A 15863-nucleotide genomic window follows, 5' to 3' on the forward strand; every position below is an offset into this window, starting at 1 on the left:
ACTAACCAGCGATTGATCTAACGTCTGCAATAATGGATTCTCCTCATCAAGGAAATTTGCCTATGACACAATTAACACTATTCTTAAAGTTTTTTTCCAAAGCTAAAATTAATACTTTCCAAAATTCATTTTGATTCCTCATATAGGTGAGTTACTTAAATAAATGTTATTTCAAGGTTTTTAAGTATGGTTCATTTTGAAAAAGTTAAAACACTTAAGAGCATAGATTATCCATCACGCGCTTCTCGTTTGACTTAACACCTAAAAGGTACCTTCATGTTCAATGTAAGCTACAATATCAGCGATTCTTTTAAGCGCGTCTTTTGTAGCGTAATAGACACCTAGTTCATAGTCGTACTCATCTGGATTCATACAAGCTGATTGTCCAACTACTTCAAATCCATTGTTCATTTGAAGACAAACAACAGTAGTCTTTAGTCCCACCTTTGCTGACTCCTTACGTTTCACCCAATGATCAAGTAAGTTTTGTTCAAATCGTTCATACCTAAGTCCTTCCATGTCCTCGCCCTCCTTTCATGACTTCAGGCATAACCTAACCAATTTGTCATATTTTCTCAATCAAATACTGTTAGCTTCATCAACAAATCTCCTATATCTAACTTGGTACACAGGCGAATCTTTTGTACTTTTTGAATTACAAAATGGTATACGAAATTTGCACTGAACAAGTTCACGACTATGAATCCACAACAAAGAATGCATCCTCAACAGATTGCGTTCTTTTTATTTTCACCTTAATTATATAAAGCAGAAATCCCATTAGAGGATAACTCTCGGGTAGAACTTTTAAGGAAGATATTGAAACAATTAAACAGATGTTGACTAAGCTAATGTCTGATGTGAAACAAAATTAAGATTTAAAGAATAACTACTCTCTTTTTTTAATACATAACTACCAATTCCCATGTCAATATCACATTCTCAACCATATTACAAGTCTATAAATTTTCCAGTCAGAGGGTTAGGTTAAGTCGTCTATTAAATAGAAGGAGATTATCATGAACGAATTCATTACTGTCACTATGAAAAATAACAAATTGTCATACAAACACATAGAAAGATGATTACATGAAAAACTATCCAACGAGAGTATCCGTTATCAAAGTGGATGATAGTTCCTATTATATAGGACTGCAATTCTATCACTCTGATACATGGATGACATTAAAATATATATCTCATCGCTACTCCTCCTATGAAAAGGCTGCAGCATCTTATAGAAAACTTGAACGACTTGGTTACATGAATCCGGTCCTATATAAATATGAATTATATAGGTAACATTAAGATTGTCAGCATGAACCTGAATTGGATAAACGTATCCGTCGTCACTTTAAGCAAATGACTCTTGGAGAATGAAAGAAACATATATCAAAGTGAAAGTTTAATAGATATATTTGTTTGATATTCTTAATTCGAAAGGAAATACAATTAATTTTCCCCTAAACAACACAACGAATTAAAAGGCTGCAAAGCGCTTTTTCAGGAAAGCTTTGCAGCCTTTTCATATTTCAAATCCATAACACATCGTAGAACACGATAATCCCTTTATAAAAAAATAATTCCGTCTATGTTAGGGTTCAAATATTTTTACACTAAAACTACATCTCTTATGATATATGATAATTTTGAGATAACATAAAACGGTTCTTAAAAAATCTAGAAATAAATTTTAAAAACAAAAAAAGGAGCCGAATGGTATTATCCCCTATAGGTAGACAGTAAAAAAAGAGTCCATCTGATATGATGGACTCAATACTGTTTTATCTGGAGGGGATTTTTTTATGGCAAGAAAAGGACAATCATTTCAAAAATATACAGAAGAACTAAAGCGAGAAGCAGTTCGTCTTCGATTAGAAGAGAGAAAATCATTGCGAGAAATTCGTGAACAACTCGGTGTGAAGAGCGATGCCCAGATTATTGAGTGGGTAAAACGTGCGCAACAGGGGGAGTCCTTTGATGATCAACGTGGTGTCTGGAATCGAAAGAATTTTAATAGTCTAGAAGAAGAAAATGCTTATTTGAAGGCACAGGTTGAGTATTTAAAAAAGCGCAATCCAAATCTACACGGGAAAGAATGGTCCTAAAGAAAGAACGATTTTCTCTTATCGATTCATTACGCCAAGCCTATCCACTCCGATGGTTGCTTCAAATCGCGGAAGTTTCTAAGGCTGGCTACTATAAATGGCGGAAATATCATAACGTGCAGCGTTTACGTCAGAAAAGGGATATGTGGCATAAAGAACATATTTTATCTATTCATCGTCAGCACCCTTACTATGGGTATAAACGTATGACTCGTGCTTTGACTCGAGAAGGAATGGTAATGAATCATAAACGTGTTCGTCGTCTTATGAGAGAGCTGGGTATTCAATCTATCATTCGAAAAAAACGTCCGTTTTATGGAAGAAAAACATCTGTGGTATTTAAAAATCATTTGAATCGAGAGTTTCAAGCTGAAAAGCAAAACCAAAAATTCGTAACAGATATTACTTATGTACGAATCGGAGAACAATTTGCCTATTTGTCAGCTGTGTTAGATCTATACAACAATGAAATTGTTGCCTGGAAGCTATCTTCAAGAAATGATTTAGATTTGGTTTTAACTACATTACGTCAATTAGAAGGGAAGTCATTAACTACTAAGCCCCTTTTCCATTCAGATCAAGGGTTTCAATATACATCTAAATCCTACGCAAAACAGTTAGAGAAATTAGGATTTGTCGGTAGTCATTCTAGACGTGGAAACTGTTTTGATAATGCGTGTATCGAATCATTCTTCTCACATTTAAAAACAGAGAAGTTGTATGTAGTGCGCCCAAAAACATATGAAATGGCCTACCGAGCAATTCAAGAATATATTCAATTTTATAATACAGAAAGATTCCAAGAAAAACTTCACGGCCTTTCCCCGATAGAATATCGGGAAAAGGCCGTGGCATAATACTCTTTTTATTACTGTCTACTTGACAGGGAGATGACCAGAAGCCCCCTCTTTTCAACTAATTTTCATTAATTCACAAACATTTACTAGTCCATTACCAAACATATCATCGACACCTTTTTCTCCAAGGTCAACCGAATGCTCACGAATTAGTTGCATGATTTGATCAGGAGTTAACTTTTTGCCAATATCACGATAGTAAGCTAGAATAAGGGCGATTACCCCCGCTACCATTGGTGTAGCCATAGACGTACCAGATAGTTTTGCATAGCGATTGACAGGATATGTACTATAAATATCTACACCTGGAGCAGCTACATCTGTTTCACTGCCGAAGTTAGAGAAGGTGGCTCTATCAAGATTTCTATTAATCGCTCCCACTGCAATTACCTCATCATATGATGCTGGCCACCCAACATGAGTATTTTCATTACCAGTAGCAGCAACAATAATAATACCTGCCTCATGGGCACGTTTAATTGCATCATGTAGGACAGGACCAGGATCATTCGAAGAACCTAGACTCATAGAAATGATATCTACTTGTTCAGAAATAGCCCAATCAATTCCCTTTACAATTGCCTCAACTAAACCAGAACCATCGTCTGCTAATACCTTAGCAATGTAAAGCTCAGCTTTAGGAGCAACCCCAACGATACCAATTGAGTTGTCACACCCAGCAATTATACCTGCACAGTGCGTGCCGTGCCCCTTCCTATCCATTATGTCAGTAAAATTATTTGTAGTAAAATTCATTCCTTTTTTGTAATTGGCAGCAAGATCTGGATGGGTAGCATCGATACCCGTATCTAGTATAGCAACCCTAATCCCCTCACCTTTTGTAATTGACCACATTTGAGGAGCTTGAATCAAATTAACACCCCAATCAATTACTTGTATAGGTGCCACTGATTGAATATCAATTACATCTGATTGGATTTTAAACTTCATTGAAATCCCCCTATAATTATAATAGTTACTAAAGATAACCATTTTTTTTAGAAGGTTCAATAGGAAAGTATTTTATCTCCTAACTACTTCATTACAAGATAAAAGTATAAATAGAAGCACCTTGAAATTGATGGTCTTCTTGTTATTAACATTAAGAAAGTAACATCAAAAGTAAAAATAAAACATAAATAGTTAGCAACTTACAAGTCAACTACTTGGGTAAAAAGATTCAGTTAGCCTTTTTATAACTTGACCATTTAACTTTATTCAATGCTATTAATTGTTCACAAGTGAGGTAGTCATGAGGGAAAATATCCCCACCTTGGTTTGGAAAAAGATCAATACCTGCTTCTTTTAAAATCTCATCCACCAGTTCTGTACAAATAAATTTATTCCTTCTATCTAATTTATTTATTAGTTTACTATTTGGAAATTTCGACTTTAAATATAGAGAAATTAATCGGAGCCAATCATATTGAAAACCTTTTCTCTGATATGAAACCGCTGTAGAGATAATAATTTCTTGTTGTTCTTTCGTTAACGCATTTTTATTTCTTAACACCATGTATTCTAAATTACTAATAGAATATGTCTCCCTTACTATAGAGGATTTAGTATTCCAATCTATCTCTATGATATATCCTCCACCAATATACAAAGCTACATGTGTCCACTTAGAACCTGCCACCTTTTGAATCATCTTTGAGATAAGAGACTTTCCACTTACGACAATAATATCGCCTACTATCATATTGCAAACCACCTTTCCAATTTTAGCAAAAAAATAGGGACCTCTAATTAGAGGCCCCCAAGAAAAGAGAGAAATAAAAAGGAGTAAATAACATAACAAGCACATATGAGGATTAAAATCATATGATGAACGCTACATTATATATAAGCTATTGCTATATAACACTCAATCTTCTAAACCACGAGCTCTCGACTGGATAACGTCGACAATATTATCCCAGTAAGAAGGGTTCTCTTCCCTTTTCCATCAGCAACTAAACCTATGCAAATTAAAGTGATGATATTTTTCTTCATCATATATTCTTTTTATTTCCTTTTTAGGTCACCCATTTAAAAATTCAAAAACCTTTCAAGTAATGTGCTTATGCACCACTGCGGTATAGAATTACTCTTTGTTTCTTAACAAAGATGCCATTTTTCTTTCTTGGAATCTTGTCAATCCCAATGCATGTATATAAAGATGGCCTGGAAATTCTTTTATCTTGTTATAGTTCCTCTACAGTACTTCTTTGCCTGCCTCACAAATCATCTTTTGTTACATAAATGATTCCATTGTCTTGATATCAGAATTAACATTAAACAATAGATTCAACCAGGCCCTACCTCATTTTTCTCTCCATAAGCCAATGGGAAAATAAACAAAATTATGGCTGCGGTTATACGAAGAAGCACTCCATATTCATCTAGCTCACCAATTTTGTAAAAATAAGCCGTACCTATAACTCCCCCCAATGCCCATCCATAAAAGAAATATCTTAATTTCCATAAAGGTTGCTTGCAGCAGTCAAGAATCTCTTTTATTTCTTTTTTTAATGACTCAATAAATTTCTTCATATTTCATTTCTTCCTCTCTCTCTATTTACCATTTAAGCGTAGTTGCTTATCTCCTGCTCCAGAAACTTCCCTTAAATATGCCATTTTAGGTATGAATTCGAAGAAAAGTCTCTCTCCAAAACTACTTAAATTATTTTTAATAATATGAACCTCATAAACTGATTGTTTATTTTGATGTCAGGTCGCAGCTAATAACCTATTGATTGTTGACCACGTAGCAAGACACTTCTTTGTAGCAAAACATTACAAATTTTACTTCATATAGAATCTTTACGGATTCCACTATCTTGAGGTAGATTCACTACATCTAACCCGCACCATTACGTGTAGCCACATTTCACTACACAAATTGAGACTATATCACGCTTTTAAAGAGAAAAATGCCTCCTATTCAGATTTAAGAAACGCTCACCTGCTCACTTAAACCCTACTCATTTTGCCGAATTCCAATATCATTAATAACTTATTATTCATGATTAGAGTCATAGTTGTTTTTTCTGTGAGGATTTTTTAAATTTACAATTTCATCCATAACCATTAGAGCAAGGACAAGCATTTGATTATTCATTTTGGTCTCACGTCTTGCTTCTCTCACAGGAGCGTTTGTAACATAACCTTTTTTAGAAGAAAGTCAAGAAAAAAAACAAGCCGAAACTCTTATCCGCTTGTTTTCTCATAAATATAGAATTATGCTGACTCAACGTCTTCTTGAACCTTTTCTCCACTTCTTCTTGAACCTTTTCTCCTTGAGCCACTTCTTCTTGAACCTTTTCTCCTTGAGCCACTTCTTCTTGAATTTTTTATATAGAATTATGCTGACTCAACGTCTTCTTGAACCTTTTCTCCTTGAGCCACTTCTTCTTGAACCTTTTCTCCTTGAGCCACTTCTTCTTGAACCTTTTCTCCTTGAGCCACTTCTTCTTGAATTTTTTCTTCTAACACAGTCTCATCAACTGGTTCTTTAACAACTGGTACTAAGTCAGCATTCGTTAAAATAGCTTTGTACATTTTCAATTCTTCCTCATCAATATGACGAAGTACGTAATCAAAGACATATGCATTTAGCTTTTTGCCTTCTAACTTATCAATAGCATTAACAAAGCTAACATAATTCCTTAAACGTTTATTGCTGTCATTCTTAGTAACGGACGGCAACAAAGTCAGAGCTGGAAGATATAACGTTTTATTCTTTAAAAGAACTAAAAGTTTATCAGCAATCTCGTTGTCCTGGTTAGTTGCAAGAACAGCCGACTTTGCTTCATTTGTAGTTGCACTAATTAAATTTTTGAATAACTCAATCGCTTCATCAAGCTTCTTCATATAATTCATTTTCAACACCACCTCTCTACAATAACTTATTACAACCTTTCCTTTATTAAAAAATCAATACTAAACATGAACTACAGTTAGGAATTGTCCAAACAAGAAATTGACAATATACATTACTAAAGGTTGTTGTATACGTGTAAGAGAGGTGATAAAAATTGAAAAGTCAAAGAAAAGAATATGAATTTTCAGAAAAATGGGTAGAATGCTTAAACTGTTCCCAAGAGTACGTAATTGAGTATGTAATTGATGAGCGAGATACAAAAGGTTGCCCCGTTTGTGGTTCTTATGCTCATGAAGATCCCGCAAGTGAATATAGCAATTGGAGCGCTTAAAAAATGATCGAATACATTGAAAACAATAATTCAGATAAACCACAAGTTAATATATATATTGGAGAAGACGAATGGGCGAACTATTCTTTTCAAAACAAGGTTCGATTATTGTATCGACTCAAAAACTCCGACAATTTACTAGCTAAAAAATTGGTAAAATCTATTTCTTCATTAATAGAAGAAGAACAAAAGATGAGCGAGATTGATTACGAAGCAACAGTAAAACAATGTGAAGATACGATTGAATAGTTTGAAAAAAAATACGTACCAATATTACTGGATTTTTGAAGCAATTAGACACTTCTTCCCTTCACGTATATGAATAAACCAACAACAAACATCACAGATTTTAAATCCGGGTATAGAAATTATCTATGTTTTCTACAAAGAAAACATAGATATCCCGAAATAACTATTCCCATTTAAGACAACCTATTCCTAACAGACGAATTTAAACTGATTGGAAAGTTCATCAATTGAATCACACAATTATTGCTTGATTCAAATTATTAATTTTAAAATCAACAATAACAAAACAGATACTTCCTCTAAATTTCCCCTCAAACATAGTCTACGAGTAACTACTATTATCCTTTTTATGAACTATTCTAATCTAAGCTTGATTAATTTTTTTATTTTTACATTGCACAGATAAACATTCGTCTTTATATAGAGACGAGAATAAAGCAAAACGCCTTAAGGGCGTACTAAAAGGAGTTCGTACCGAAAAAAGCAGGTGAAGTTTCATGTGCAAACCTTGCCCCATGATGAACTACTGCGACGGATTACAAATTTAGCTCCAGATAAGGAGGTAGTCGCTGCATGACTCCGGATGAAATTGGCATTATCGAAAAGATTTTTGTTAGCATTACTGAGGGTGATAAACCTTTTATGGTTCTCTTTGCGATTATCATGCTATTTGTTATCTTTATGTCCATAAAGGTTATGGGATATGTTCGTAGTGTTAGTGATAGTCACAAAGAACAAATCACCTCTATGAATGAAAACATGAAAGAACAGCGTGAAGACCATTATAAAATGATAGCGGAAGATCGGCTTCGCTCTGACAATCGTGAAAGAGAATTATTCGTCAACTTAGAGAAGAACACCCAACAGCTTGAAGGTATTGCTACAACATTAAAAGAGGTACAATTCAATTTCACTAGCTTAGAAAACAAAGTCACTCAAAACTTTGATTATCTAGAGAAAGAAATTGAAAGTGTTAAGATTAAAGTTAGTAAAAAAGAAAACTACGAGTAATCGTGGTTTTTTATTATGCCTAAATTATAAAATGCTTTAATACCAAATGGTTTGTGTTCATTTTTCACCCCTTCTGGTATTACATTTTTTTAAGGTAATTAGAATAATAATTCGGGCAACCAATTATATTCATATGAAATTAAATATCTTCTTTTCCAAAATTACCTTGAATATGATCGTGTCCGCAAACTCAACGGCCTGCATTTATACAAAGAATTGTAATACTATATTAAGGATTTAGCTCAAATCCTATAAACAGGTTATACACTATTGTAAGATACGAAAGAAATACATCATCACCAGCATAATTAATCGATATGTAGATTGGAATCATTTAATAGGTTCTTAAAAAATCCCCAAATACCTCGTATCTTGAGAAGATATCATCTGGCATCTACTGTATACACCTGAAATAATTAATATCATTAGATTAACCATAATATGTTTTTAATTGACGTGTTTTCTTTTTATATGATGCTCATATAGTACCACGTCAAATACACGTCTATATGTTATTTATGCTATGTTGGAACATAAACTTCTTCATCGAATTCAAAAATTTTAGTAAATGCACCAAAATGAGTTTGTTATCCATTACGGTTACATTTTATTTCGAAACCTCAAAGTCACTTCAATACACAAAGTTAATGTGCTTTAAACAAGCAAGTGTTATCAACTGAAAAGTATAAGTCAAATTCCTTTTCTAATTGTTCTTATCCCCACAATTTAATTTCCTTTTGATTAAACCTAGTATTTCTAGGCTGTCATTTCCCTAAATTTATTAACTCCGAAGACCGCATCAATAACTGTTTAATTAATACTTTTTATCTATTTAAGTAAAATTAATAAAAATGTTAGCGTTAAACACCAACAGCTGATAATCTTGTACCAACTCTATATGAAATCTGTATTTTTTCCACATCTTTCTTACTCTCCATAGCTAATTTATTTCTTATGAGCTCTTCTTGATCAAGTAATCTATTCAATTCAGAACGTTGCTTGTCAGTAAGTTTATCCAAATTCTCATTTATCCATATAGATTGCTTATTAGATAATGGGTGGAATAGACTTTTAAAAACGTGGCAACCACTACACCCCTCTTTACTTGACCAAGGATATGTGCCAAATTTTAAAAATTCTCCTCTAGTTGCAATTTCGTTATAGTTCGTTTTATTTTTTATTTTATATTTTTCAATAAGCTCATTGGCAAGTTCGCTATGCTTACCGTAGTCACATTCATAGAAAATACCATCCGGTGCTAAATATCCCGATAACCCATATCTCATTTCTCTCATTTTCCTATTCCCTCTTGTTCTGTTAGTTTATGATTTTTCTACCTTTTACGAACTGATGTTCTTATTATATAAAAAATAATAAGAAATTAAAACAAAATTTTGATATTTTTTACCAAATAAATAAAAATTTAAATTTCTTTTCTCTCTTTAATTTTAAGATGTTCTAAAGAAGGGAAAAACTCTATGAATACAAATTTTCTTAATCCTTTTGAAGCATAGTCTTCTTTACTGTGTCCACTATTTTAATTTCACAATGAATAAAATATTTAAACCTATTACCTAAACATTTTATTACAACACACTCTGTTGGACTTGATTATAAAACACTGTGCTTTCTTCTAGTAAATTAACTTGTTCGCCTAACTTTTCAATTTAATAATTAAGAGGAACAAGCTCTTTTTGATTTTAAAACGTTACATTCTAACTTAGAGTTATATCAGAAATTCACAAACCTTATATTTTCCTCAAAATAAAAGAGAGACGTAAATACGTCTCTTTCTTTCAAGTATAGTTCATTTATAGTGAGGTACATATCAAGAAAGATAAGTCTTATACTCCTATAATAGGACTCAATAATTAAATTTTGAGACTTTTAAAAAGAGTTATGTAATAATTAACCCCCTTCTCTTAGGTACCTCTACTCTCCAAAAAATTCTCTGCTGGTGCAAATCTTGCCTCCAACAGTATGTCATTGATAACAAATCCAATATTGAATTCATCGTTTTCAAAATCTAAATAAATGGGTTTAGCTTTTAATTCTTTTTTAATATAGAGTTCATCCATATCTTCAATATTATCCTCTGTAAGTAAGTGTCTTCGATCTTTATTAGGTTCTAACACTGCTATGCCTATAGATGGAAAATACAAAAGAACATTAATTGAACCCACTTTAACATTTTCTTCGAACATTAAATGATAAAAAGAATTCTTAATGATCTCTATCGCTTCTTGCTTATTCATGACTAATTCCTCCCTCAAGCACTCCATCTTCCTTTATACCACATTTGCTAAAAAGCTAAAAGGTACCTTTTCTTATAAATGCTAAATTGAGCTAACTCACCTTTAAATATTTGAGATAATACTTTACACCCTCATTTCTAATGGTTCAAATTCTTAAAATAAGTTAGTCCAGGAAGGAGTTATTGTGCTTAAATTTATTAACGTTTGAGGTGAAAAGTTATAGAAATGACAGATAACGACGATATAACCGTTTTGAATTAAGATTTAAAAATTCTCTTCTTAAAAACTCTCTAAAAAGAAAATACAGAAAAATTGAGTGAATTGATACTCTTTTGGAGAATATAAAAAAATATAGGACTGAGATAGAACCTATCTACACGATTAGTTAGCGTAAAATCTTTTATAGTACCGGTAAAGTAAAGAAATAAGACACTTCCTATAAAATCATTTTCATCTATAAATTAAGAGATACAATGATTTCAGAGGTGCTGTCTATGTTAGATATTTGTAGACTTACATAAGGGAGGTGTGGTTGCTTGAAGATTTACCGTGGTAATATAGGGGTAGATTTATCTCTTGAAGAATTCTCCGGACTTATAGTAGATGAAGAGAAAATTGATGACTTGCTCAACCTCATATATACATTGGAGATGGATGAAATAATGAACTATAATAGAGATGACATTCAAGCTCTTGAAGAAAGCCTATTCCAAGAAATTGCAGAGTACCAACGCAAACAAAATTCAAATGACTCAACTGCAAAAATGGAGTATATCTTAGCCCACTTAAAAAAATACGAGCGTTAAAGCTCCACAAGATGAATACATTCAATCTCTATTGTTTGAATGTACAGCAAGTTTGAAGTAGATTGGGACAGAAATAGTCCAGCCCCTAGTTATAATCCCCAAAAATTATTTTTCAAATTACTCCAACAAATACTTTGCCACCTAAGATTAATGTATCTATATAATTATTATTTCTCACCATCAAAATAAAAAGACTCAGGATAAATTTCCTGAGTCTTCTCTTCTAATGGCCTTTGGAAAACTTAATATAAAAGATGTTACTCCATCTGCTGTGCCATGAACAGTTATTCGACCTTTATACAGATTCATTACTTCTTTAGCTATGGTCAAGCCTAAACCAGATCCTTGTTTTGAATTCCCCAAATTTTTCCCACGATAATAACGATCGAAGAGAAAAGGAATCTCTTTTTGATCAATAACAACCCCCGTATTGGTGATAGAAATATATACCATATTATCAGTTCTTTTAGAAATGGTATCTATTTTAACTATATTTGAATTCATTGAATACTTAACAGCATTATCAAGAATTGGATTCATCATTAAGAAAAAATGGTTCCTGTCTATAAATATCTCAACTTCTTCAGAATCATAGTCTGTCTCAAAAATAAAACTCGGATAGGTTTCTTGCTTAAATCTTAACAAGAAATTTACTAAATATTTCACGTCATAGTAATTGGCACTATCAATATTTGGGATTTGTTTCAAACGGGCTAGTTCCAGCGTAGTTGATATAATGGCCGTTCCCCTAATTATATTATCTTCAATAGCATTTAGTTTTTCAGCAACTAGTTTATCATCACTTTTTCCATATATTTTAATAACATCAACAGATTGTTTGATTGCCGTAAGATATGTCTTTATCTCATGCGATACATCTTGCATGGAATTAAGATTGTTTTGTACAAGCTCATGCATCCTGTCTAATACTGCATTAAAACGATGAACAATTTTTGATATTTCTTCTCCATACAAAGGATCTTCAATCCTTGTTTGATAATTATTATCTACTACATTTTCAAAACTTGAATCAATTGCACTTTGTAATGGTTTAAAAATAAATTTTAAACATACTAATACTGACACAACTGAAAAGAAGAAAAACCAAATGAACATATATAAGAAGTTTTCCATGCTATTAACCATTTGCATCTTCAAATTAGGTGTTATATCTTTTTTTATGATTATCGTGTCATAATGACCTTTATGTTTAAAAGAATGTAAAATCTCACCATATGCTTTATTTTTTTCATCAATATAAAAACTATAACTATCTTTATCAGCAGTAGCATCTAGTGATTTCATATGTGCTTTAATAGAATCAAAAAAGGTTGGGACGAATAAGGTCAGTATTTGAGCTTCAAACATACCAAATTTATCATTCTGTTCATACTCAGCTGCATAATGATAATCTTGTGCTCCTTGTTCACCCATGCGAATTTTCATTGATTCACCTGGATAGCTAATCTGCTTAAAGAACTCAGAATCAAGTTCCTGTGATGCACCTATTCCTGAAGAAACTATTTTGTCCTGTATTTTCTCTACCCTGGAAAACATAGATTCAAATTCTCTTTGAGTTGTTAGTTGTAGCTCATTATAAATAGAAAATAAATTGACTGGTATTGCTGAAACAAGAACAAGTATAAGGGTTAATAAAACTACTTGCACACGTAGTTTATCACGTTTCACAAAATTATTGAGAAATTTCCTAATCTTATTTCCCATTAGGTATCACCTCTCGATTCCTGATGCAAGGGTATGATTAATGTAAAAATGTTTTTGCCATCTTCATAACTCTTTACATGAATTTTCCCCTTATATAAATGCATCACTTTTTTGGATATTGTTAAACCCATTCCGAACCCTTTCATTGAATTTTCAATATTCTTCCCTCTGTAATATCTATTAAATAACTGTGGGATTTCCTCTTTTTCAATTTGAATACCCCAATTAATAATATCAATATATACATAGTTTGAATATTTACCTTCTCGAATATGAATGACTATCTCATTACTATGCAATGAATACCTAACTGCATTTTCAATGATAGGATTTAAGGCTAATACAAAATGTTCTTTATTAAAATGAATAATTGGCGAGCTTACATCATATTTACCAATAAAATCAAAATCAGGAAAAACCTTTTTTATATATTGTAGGTAATTCTCAATCATTTCTTTTACATCCCGAGATTTTGTAGCATCCATATAAATTCCCCGGTCTAATTTTGCAAGATCGAGAAATGTAGACATAACTTTTGTAATTTGTTCAATATTATCATCTATTGACTTTAATTTTTGTTCTACAATTAGTTTATTATTTGTTCCGTAAAATCGTAGCACATCAATAGATTGTTTAATTGAGGTTAACTTATTGTTTACCTCATGTGAAACATCCTGCATGGACTCTATATTAACTTCAATATGATTTTGCATTTGCTCGAGAATATCATTGATTTGATGCTGAACATTGCTTATTTCTTTTCCATAACTATCCTTTATGTCTATTCTAGCCTTGTAATCCTTTTCTTTTAACTCCACAAATGATTTATCAAGAGCTTTCCAAAAGAAGCGAAATACTAGGCCAAGCCCAAAATAGATAAATATGTTTATAGCAATAATGAAATACAATAAGTAAATAAAAAATTCTTTTTGATATTTCTCTATTAGCTTTATAACAATTGGTGTTACGTTTCTTTTTACTATAATTGTTTCATTATTATCTCCATGTTTAAAAGTATGCTTATAAGTCATATAATAAAGGCCGTTTGCTTCATCGTTACGAATTGATATGTTACCTAATTTATTTATTTCTTTTTGATGTCTTTTAACTAAAGTTTCTATTAAAAAGGCTGCAAAGTATTTATCTACACTACTTATTGCTTCTTCGTTTTGTTTAATGTAGAAAGTGTATTCAGTGTTTTTTGCTGCAGATGAAACTTTTATTTCTTCACCTTTTAATAGAATTCCATCAAAAAATTCCTGCTGTATCTTATCAACCCCGCCAATTCTCCAAGCTTCATTTTCAATCTGAATCGCTCTGTACTTGATATGACTAAACGCTTCTTCCCCATTTTTTAAAACAACAGAAATAAAAAATAGTAGCTGAATGGGTATTGTAATTAAGGTAACAGCAATGACTGCCACCGCCATTATCTTCATATGTAATTTATTATTTTTTATCCTTCTAACAACTAGAGACTTCAAGAACATAACCCTTACCTCGAACTGTTTTGATTATATCAATATCAAGTGAATTTCTTAACCTACGGATATTTACTTCCAGAGTATTTGTTTCTTGAAGTTCTGAAGGATCATATCCCCAAATATTTTTATATAATTCTTCTTTAGAAATAATTTGTCCCTTATGAATGATGAAGTAATGTAATAATTCGAAAAGTTGTTTAGTTAAATGAACATGCTTACCCTCAACAATTACTTTGTGCGTTAATAAATTAATCTCAATATTACCGCATCGAGTAATTCCTCCGTTAGAAATATCGTTACTATAACTTCTTCTTAAAACTGTTCGGATTCTCGCAAGCAACACCGTTAAGTCATATGGTTTTGTTATATAGTCTTCTGCTCCCATATCTAAGCCTTGCATAATATCTAGCGGTTCGCTTCTTGATGTCAGGAGTAAATATGGAATTTTCTTTTTTTGATTCACTAACCTTGCAACTTCAAGGCCATTTGAAATACGAGTATTTAACTCTCCCACTGTTTTCTTTAACATGACATCTAATATCATTAAGTCATAATCATTAGATACAGCAGCATTCACTGCTTCATCACCAGTAGTAAACCAATCAATATGATAATTTTCGCTTCTTAAAATCATTTCAAGTGTGCTACCGATTTCAACTTCATCTTCAAGTAATAATAATCTGTACAATTTTCTCCCTCCCACAGGTCTTTTAAGTGCGAAATGTTTGAAAACAACGCAAAAAATCCCCTGTTAGAAGGCGAAATTAAGCAGTGAATTCGTTTATCTTTCCATAATTTTTTTGTACATAATGCAATTAATGTCTGTAAAAGGTACTACTTACGAGTAACGTTCAATCTTGTAAGTATCGTCCAAATTCCTCATATTATTTTTTAACCTTTATACGTGAAACACTTTTTATAACTACATGTACATTAACTTTTCTGCTTAAATCCTCTTTTAAAACTTGGAGTAATTCTACATTGTGCTTCATTTTCTCACTTTTGTCGTATTCCTAAAATTCTGCCCTACCTATTCAAGATTGAAAGCATACTTATAAATGTTTACACACTTCAATCATCTTTCACGACATATTTGCCACGAATGAATTTAATCCTACATTTAAGTACGTCATCGTATAGAAAAAATCTAATTAATTCAGTATTTCTGCCAA

The 15863-nt window shown here is 32.1% G+C and carries 15 protein-coding genes and 1 pseudogene; 6 read left to right on the plus strand and 10 right to left on the minus strand.

All coding sequences use genetic code 11. The features are described 5' to 3' along the window. Positions 1-261 precede the first annotated feature (261 nt). The gene (locus tag DN401_RS23360) at positions 262-519 is read right to left on the minus strand and encodes a Gp49 family protein (protein ID WP_000398755.1); all 258 of its coding nucleotides are present in this window, start codon (positions 517-519) and stop codon (positions 262-264) included. 795 nt (positions 520-1314) lie between these two features. Here DN401_RS23360 and DN401_RS30425 point away from each other — a divergent pair. Beyond that, a pseudogene (locus DN401_RS30425) lies at positions 1315-1481 on the plus strand (DDE-type integrase/transposase/recombinase); the annotation flags it as partial. Between the two features lie 324 nt (positions 1482-1805). After that, positions 1806-2965, plus strand: a protein-coding gene (locus DN401_RS23365) for an IS3-like element ISBth8 family transposase (RefSeq protein ID WP_149287971.1) whose coding sequence is annotated in 2 segments (ribosomal slippage) — positions 1806-2064 and positions 2064-2965 — 1161 coding nt in all. Because the reading frame shifts where the segments join, the coding sequence is not laid out codon by codon here. A gap of 54 nt (positions 2966-3019) precedes the next feature. On the opposite strand, the gene DN401_RS23370 is transcribed toward DN401_RS23365, so the two are convergent. From DN401_RS23370 to DN401_RS23385, 4 genes are all read right to left on the minus strand, one after another. Further along, complete coding sequence (locus DN401_RS23370) at positions 3020-3916, minus strand: S8 family peptidase (RefSeq protein WP_000669390.1); 897 nt, start codon at positions 3914-3916, stop codon at positions 3020-3022. 229 nt (positions 3917-4145) lie between these two features. Continuing rightward, positions 4146-4667, minus strand: a complete 522-nt coding sequence (locus tag DN401_RS23375) for a C40 family peptidase (RefSeq protein WP_149287972.1) — start codon at positions 4665-4667, stop codon at positions 4146-4148. A gap of 587 nt (positions 4668-5254) precedes the next feature. Continuing rightward, entirely contained in the window at positions 5255-5500 is a 246-nt protein-coding gene (locus DN401_RS23380) for a hypothetical protein (RefSeq protein ID WP_000713421.1), read from the minus strand. A gap of 810 nt (positions 5501-6310) precedes the next feature. Further along, positions 6311-6829, minus strand: a complete 519-nt coding sequence (locus DN401_RS23385; protein ID WP_255481385.1) for a hypothetical protein — start codon at positions 6827-6829, stop codon at positions 6311-6313. Between the two features lie 155 nt (positions 6830-6984). On the opposite strand from DN401_RS23385, the gene DN401_RS23390 reads away from it, so the two are divergent. The 3 genes from DN401_RS23390 to DN401_RS23400 all read left to right on the plus strand — a co-directional run bounded on the left by DN401_RS23390 (position 6985) and on the right by DN401_RS23400 (position 8421). Continuing rightward, a complete protein-coding gene (locus DN401_RS23390; protein ID WP_000842045.1) occupies positions 6985-7161 on the plus strand; it encodes a hypothetical protein in 177 nt (58 codons plus the stop codon). A 3-nt stretch (positions 7162-7164) separates the two neighbouring features. Beyond that, a complete protein-coding gene (locus DN401_RS23395) occupies positions 7165-7410 on the plus strand; it encodes a hypothetical protein (protein ID WP_000575194.1) in 246 nt (81 codons plus the stop codon). A 573-nt stretch (positions 7411-7983) separates the two neighbouring features. Beyond that, positions 7984-8421, plus strand: a complete 438-nt coding sequence (locus DN401_RS23400) for a hypothetical protein (RefSeq protein WP_000186692.1) — start codon at positions 7984-7986, stop codon at positions 8419-8421. Between the two features lie 860 nt (positions 8422-9281). On the opposite strand, the gene DN401_RS23405 is transcribed toward DN401_RS23400, so the two are convergent. Then, positions 9282-9707 (minus strand): hypothetical protein, encoded by a 426-nt coding sequence (locus DN401_RS23405; RefSeq protein ID WP_232291853.1) that lies wholly within the window; start codon positions 9705-9707, stop codon positions 9282-9284. A 636-nt stretch (positions 9708-10343) separates the two neighbouring features. Further along, positions 10344-10676 (minus strand): hypothetical protein, encoded by a 333-nt coding sequence (locus DN401_RS23410; protein ID WP_001041141.1) that lies wholly within the window; start codon positions 10674-10676, stop codon positions 10344-10346. Between the two features lie 536 nt (positions 10677-11212). Here DN401_RS23410 and DN401_RS23415 point away from each other — a divergent pair. Beyond that, positions 11213-11482, plus strand: a complete 270-nt coding sequence (locus DN401_RS23415; RefSeq protein WP_000708630.1) for a hypothetical protein — start codon at positions 11213-11215, stop codon at positions 11480-11482. A 195-nt stretch (positions 11483-11677) separates the two neighbouring features. Here the strand turns inward: DN401_RS23415 and DN401_RS23420 are convergent, their stop codons facing one another. The 3 genes from DN401_RS23420 to DN401_RS23430 are packed head-to-tail and all read right to left on the minus strand — an operon-like array spanning position 11678 to position 15379. After that, a complete protein-coding gene (locus tag DN401_RS23420) occupies positions 11678-13207 on the minus strand; it encodes a sensor histidine kinase (RefSeq protein WP_098806132.1) in 1530 nt (509 codons plus the stop codon). Then, entirely contained in the window at positions 13207-14697 is a 1491-nt protein-coding gene (locus DN401_RS23425) for a sensor histidine kinase (RefSeq protein ID WP_149287973.1), read from the minus strand. Before DN401_RS23425 ends, DN401_RS23420 begins: the two co-directional genes overlap by 1 nt. After that, positions 14672-15379 (minus strand): response regulator transcription factor, encoded by a 708-nt coding sequence (locus DN401_RS23430; protein ID WP_000286077.1) that lies wholly within the window; start codon positions 15377-15379, stop codon positions 14672-14674. The genes DN401_RS23425 and DN401_RS23430 overlap by 26 nt, the downstream gene beginning before the upstream one ends. Positions 15380-15863: the final 484 nt, after the last annotated feature.

It is taken from the genome of Bacillus sp. BF2-3 (assembly GCF_008368795.1).
GTDB lineage: Bacteria > Bacillota > Bacilli > Bacillales > Bacillaceae_G > Bacillus_A > Bacillus_A cereus.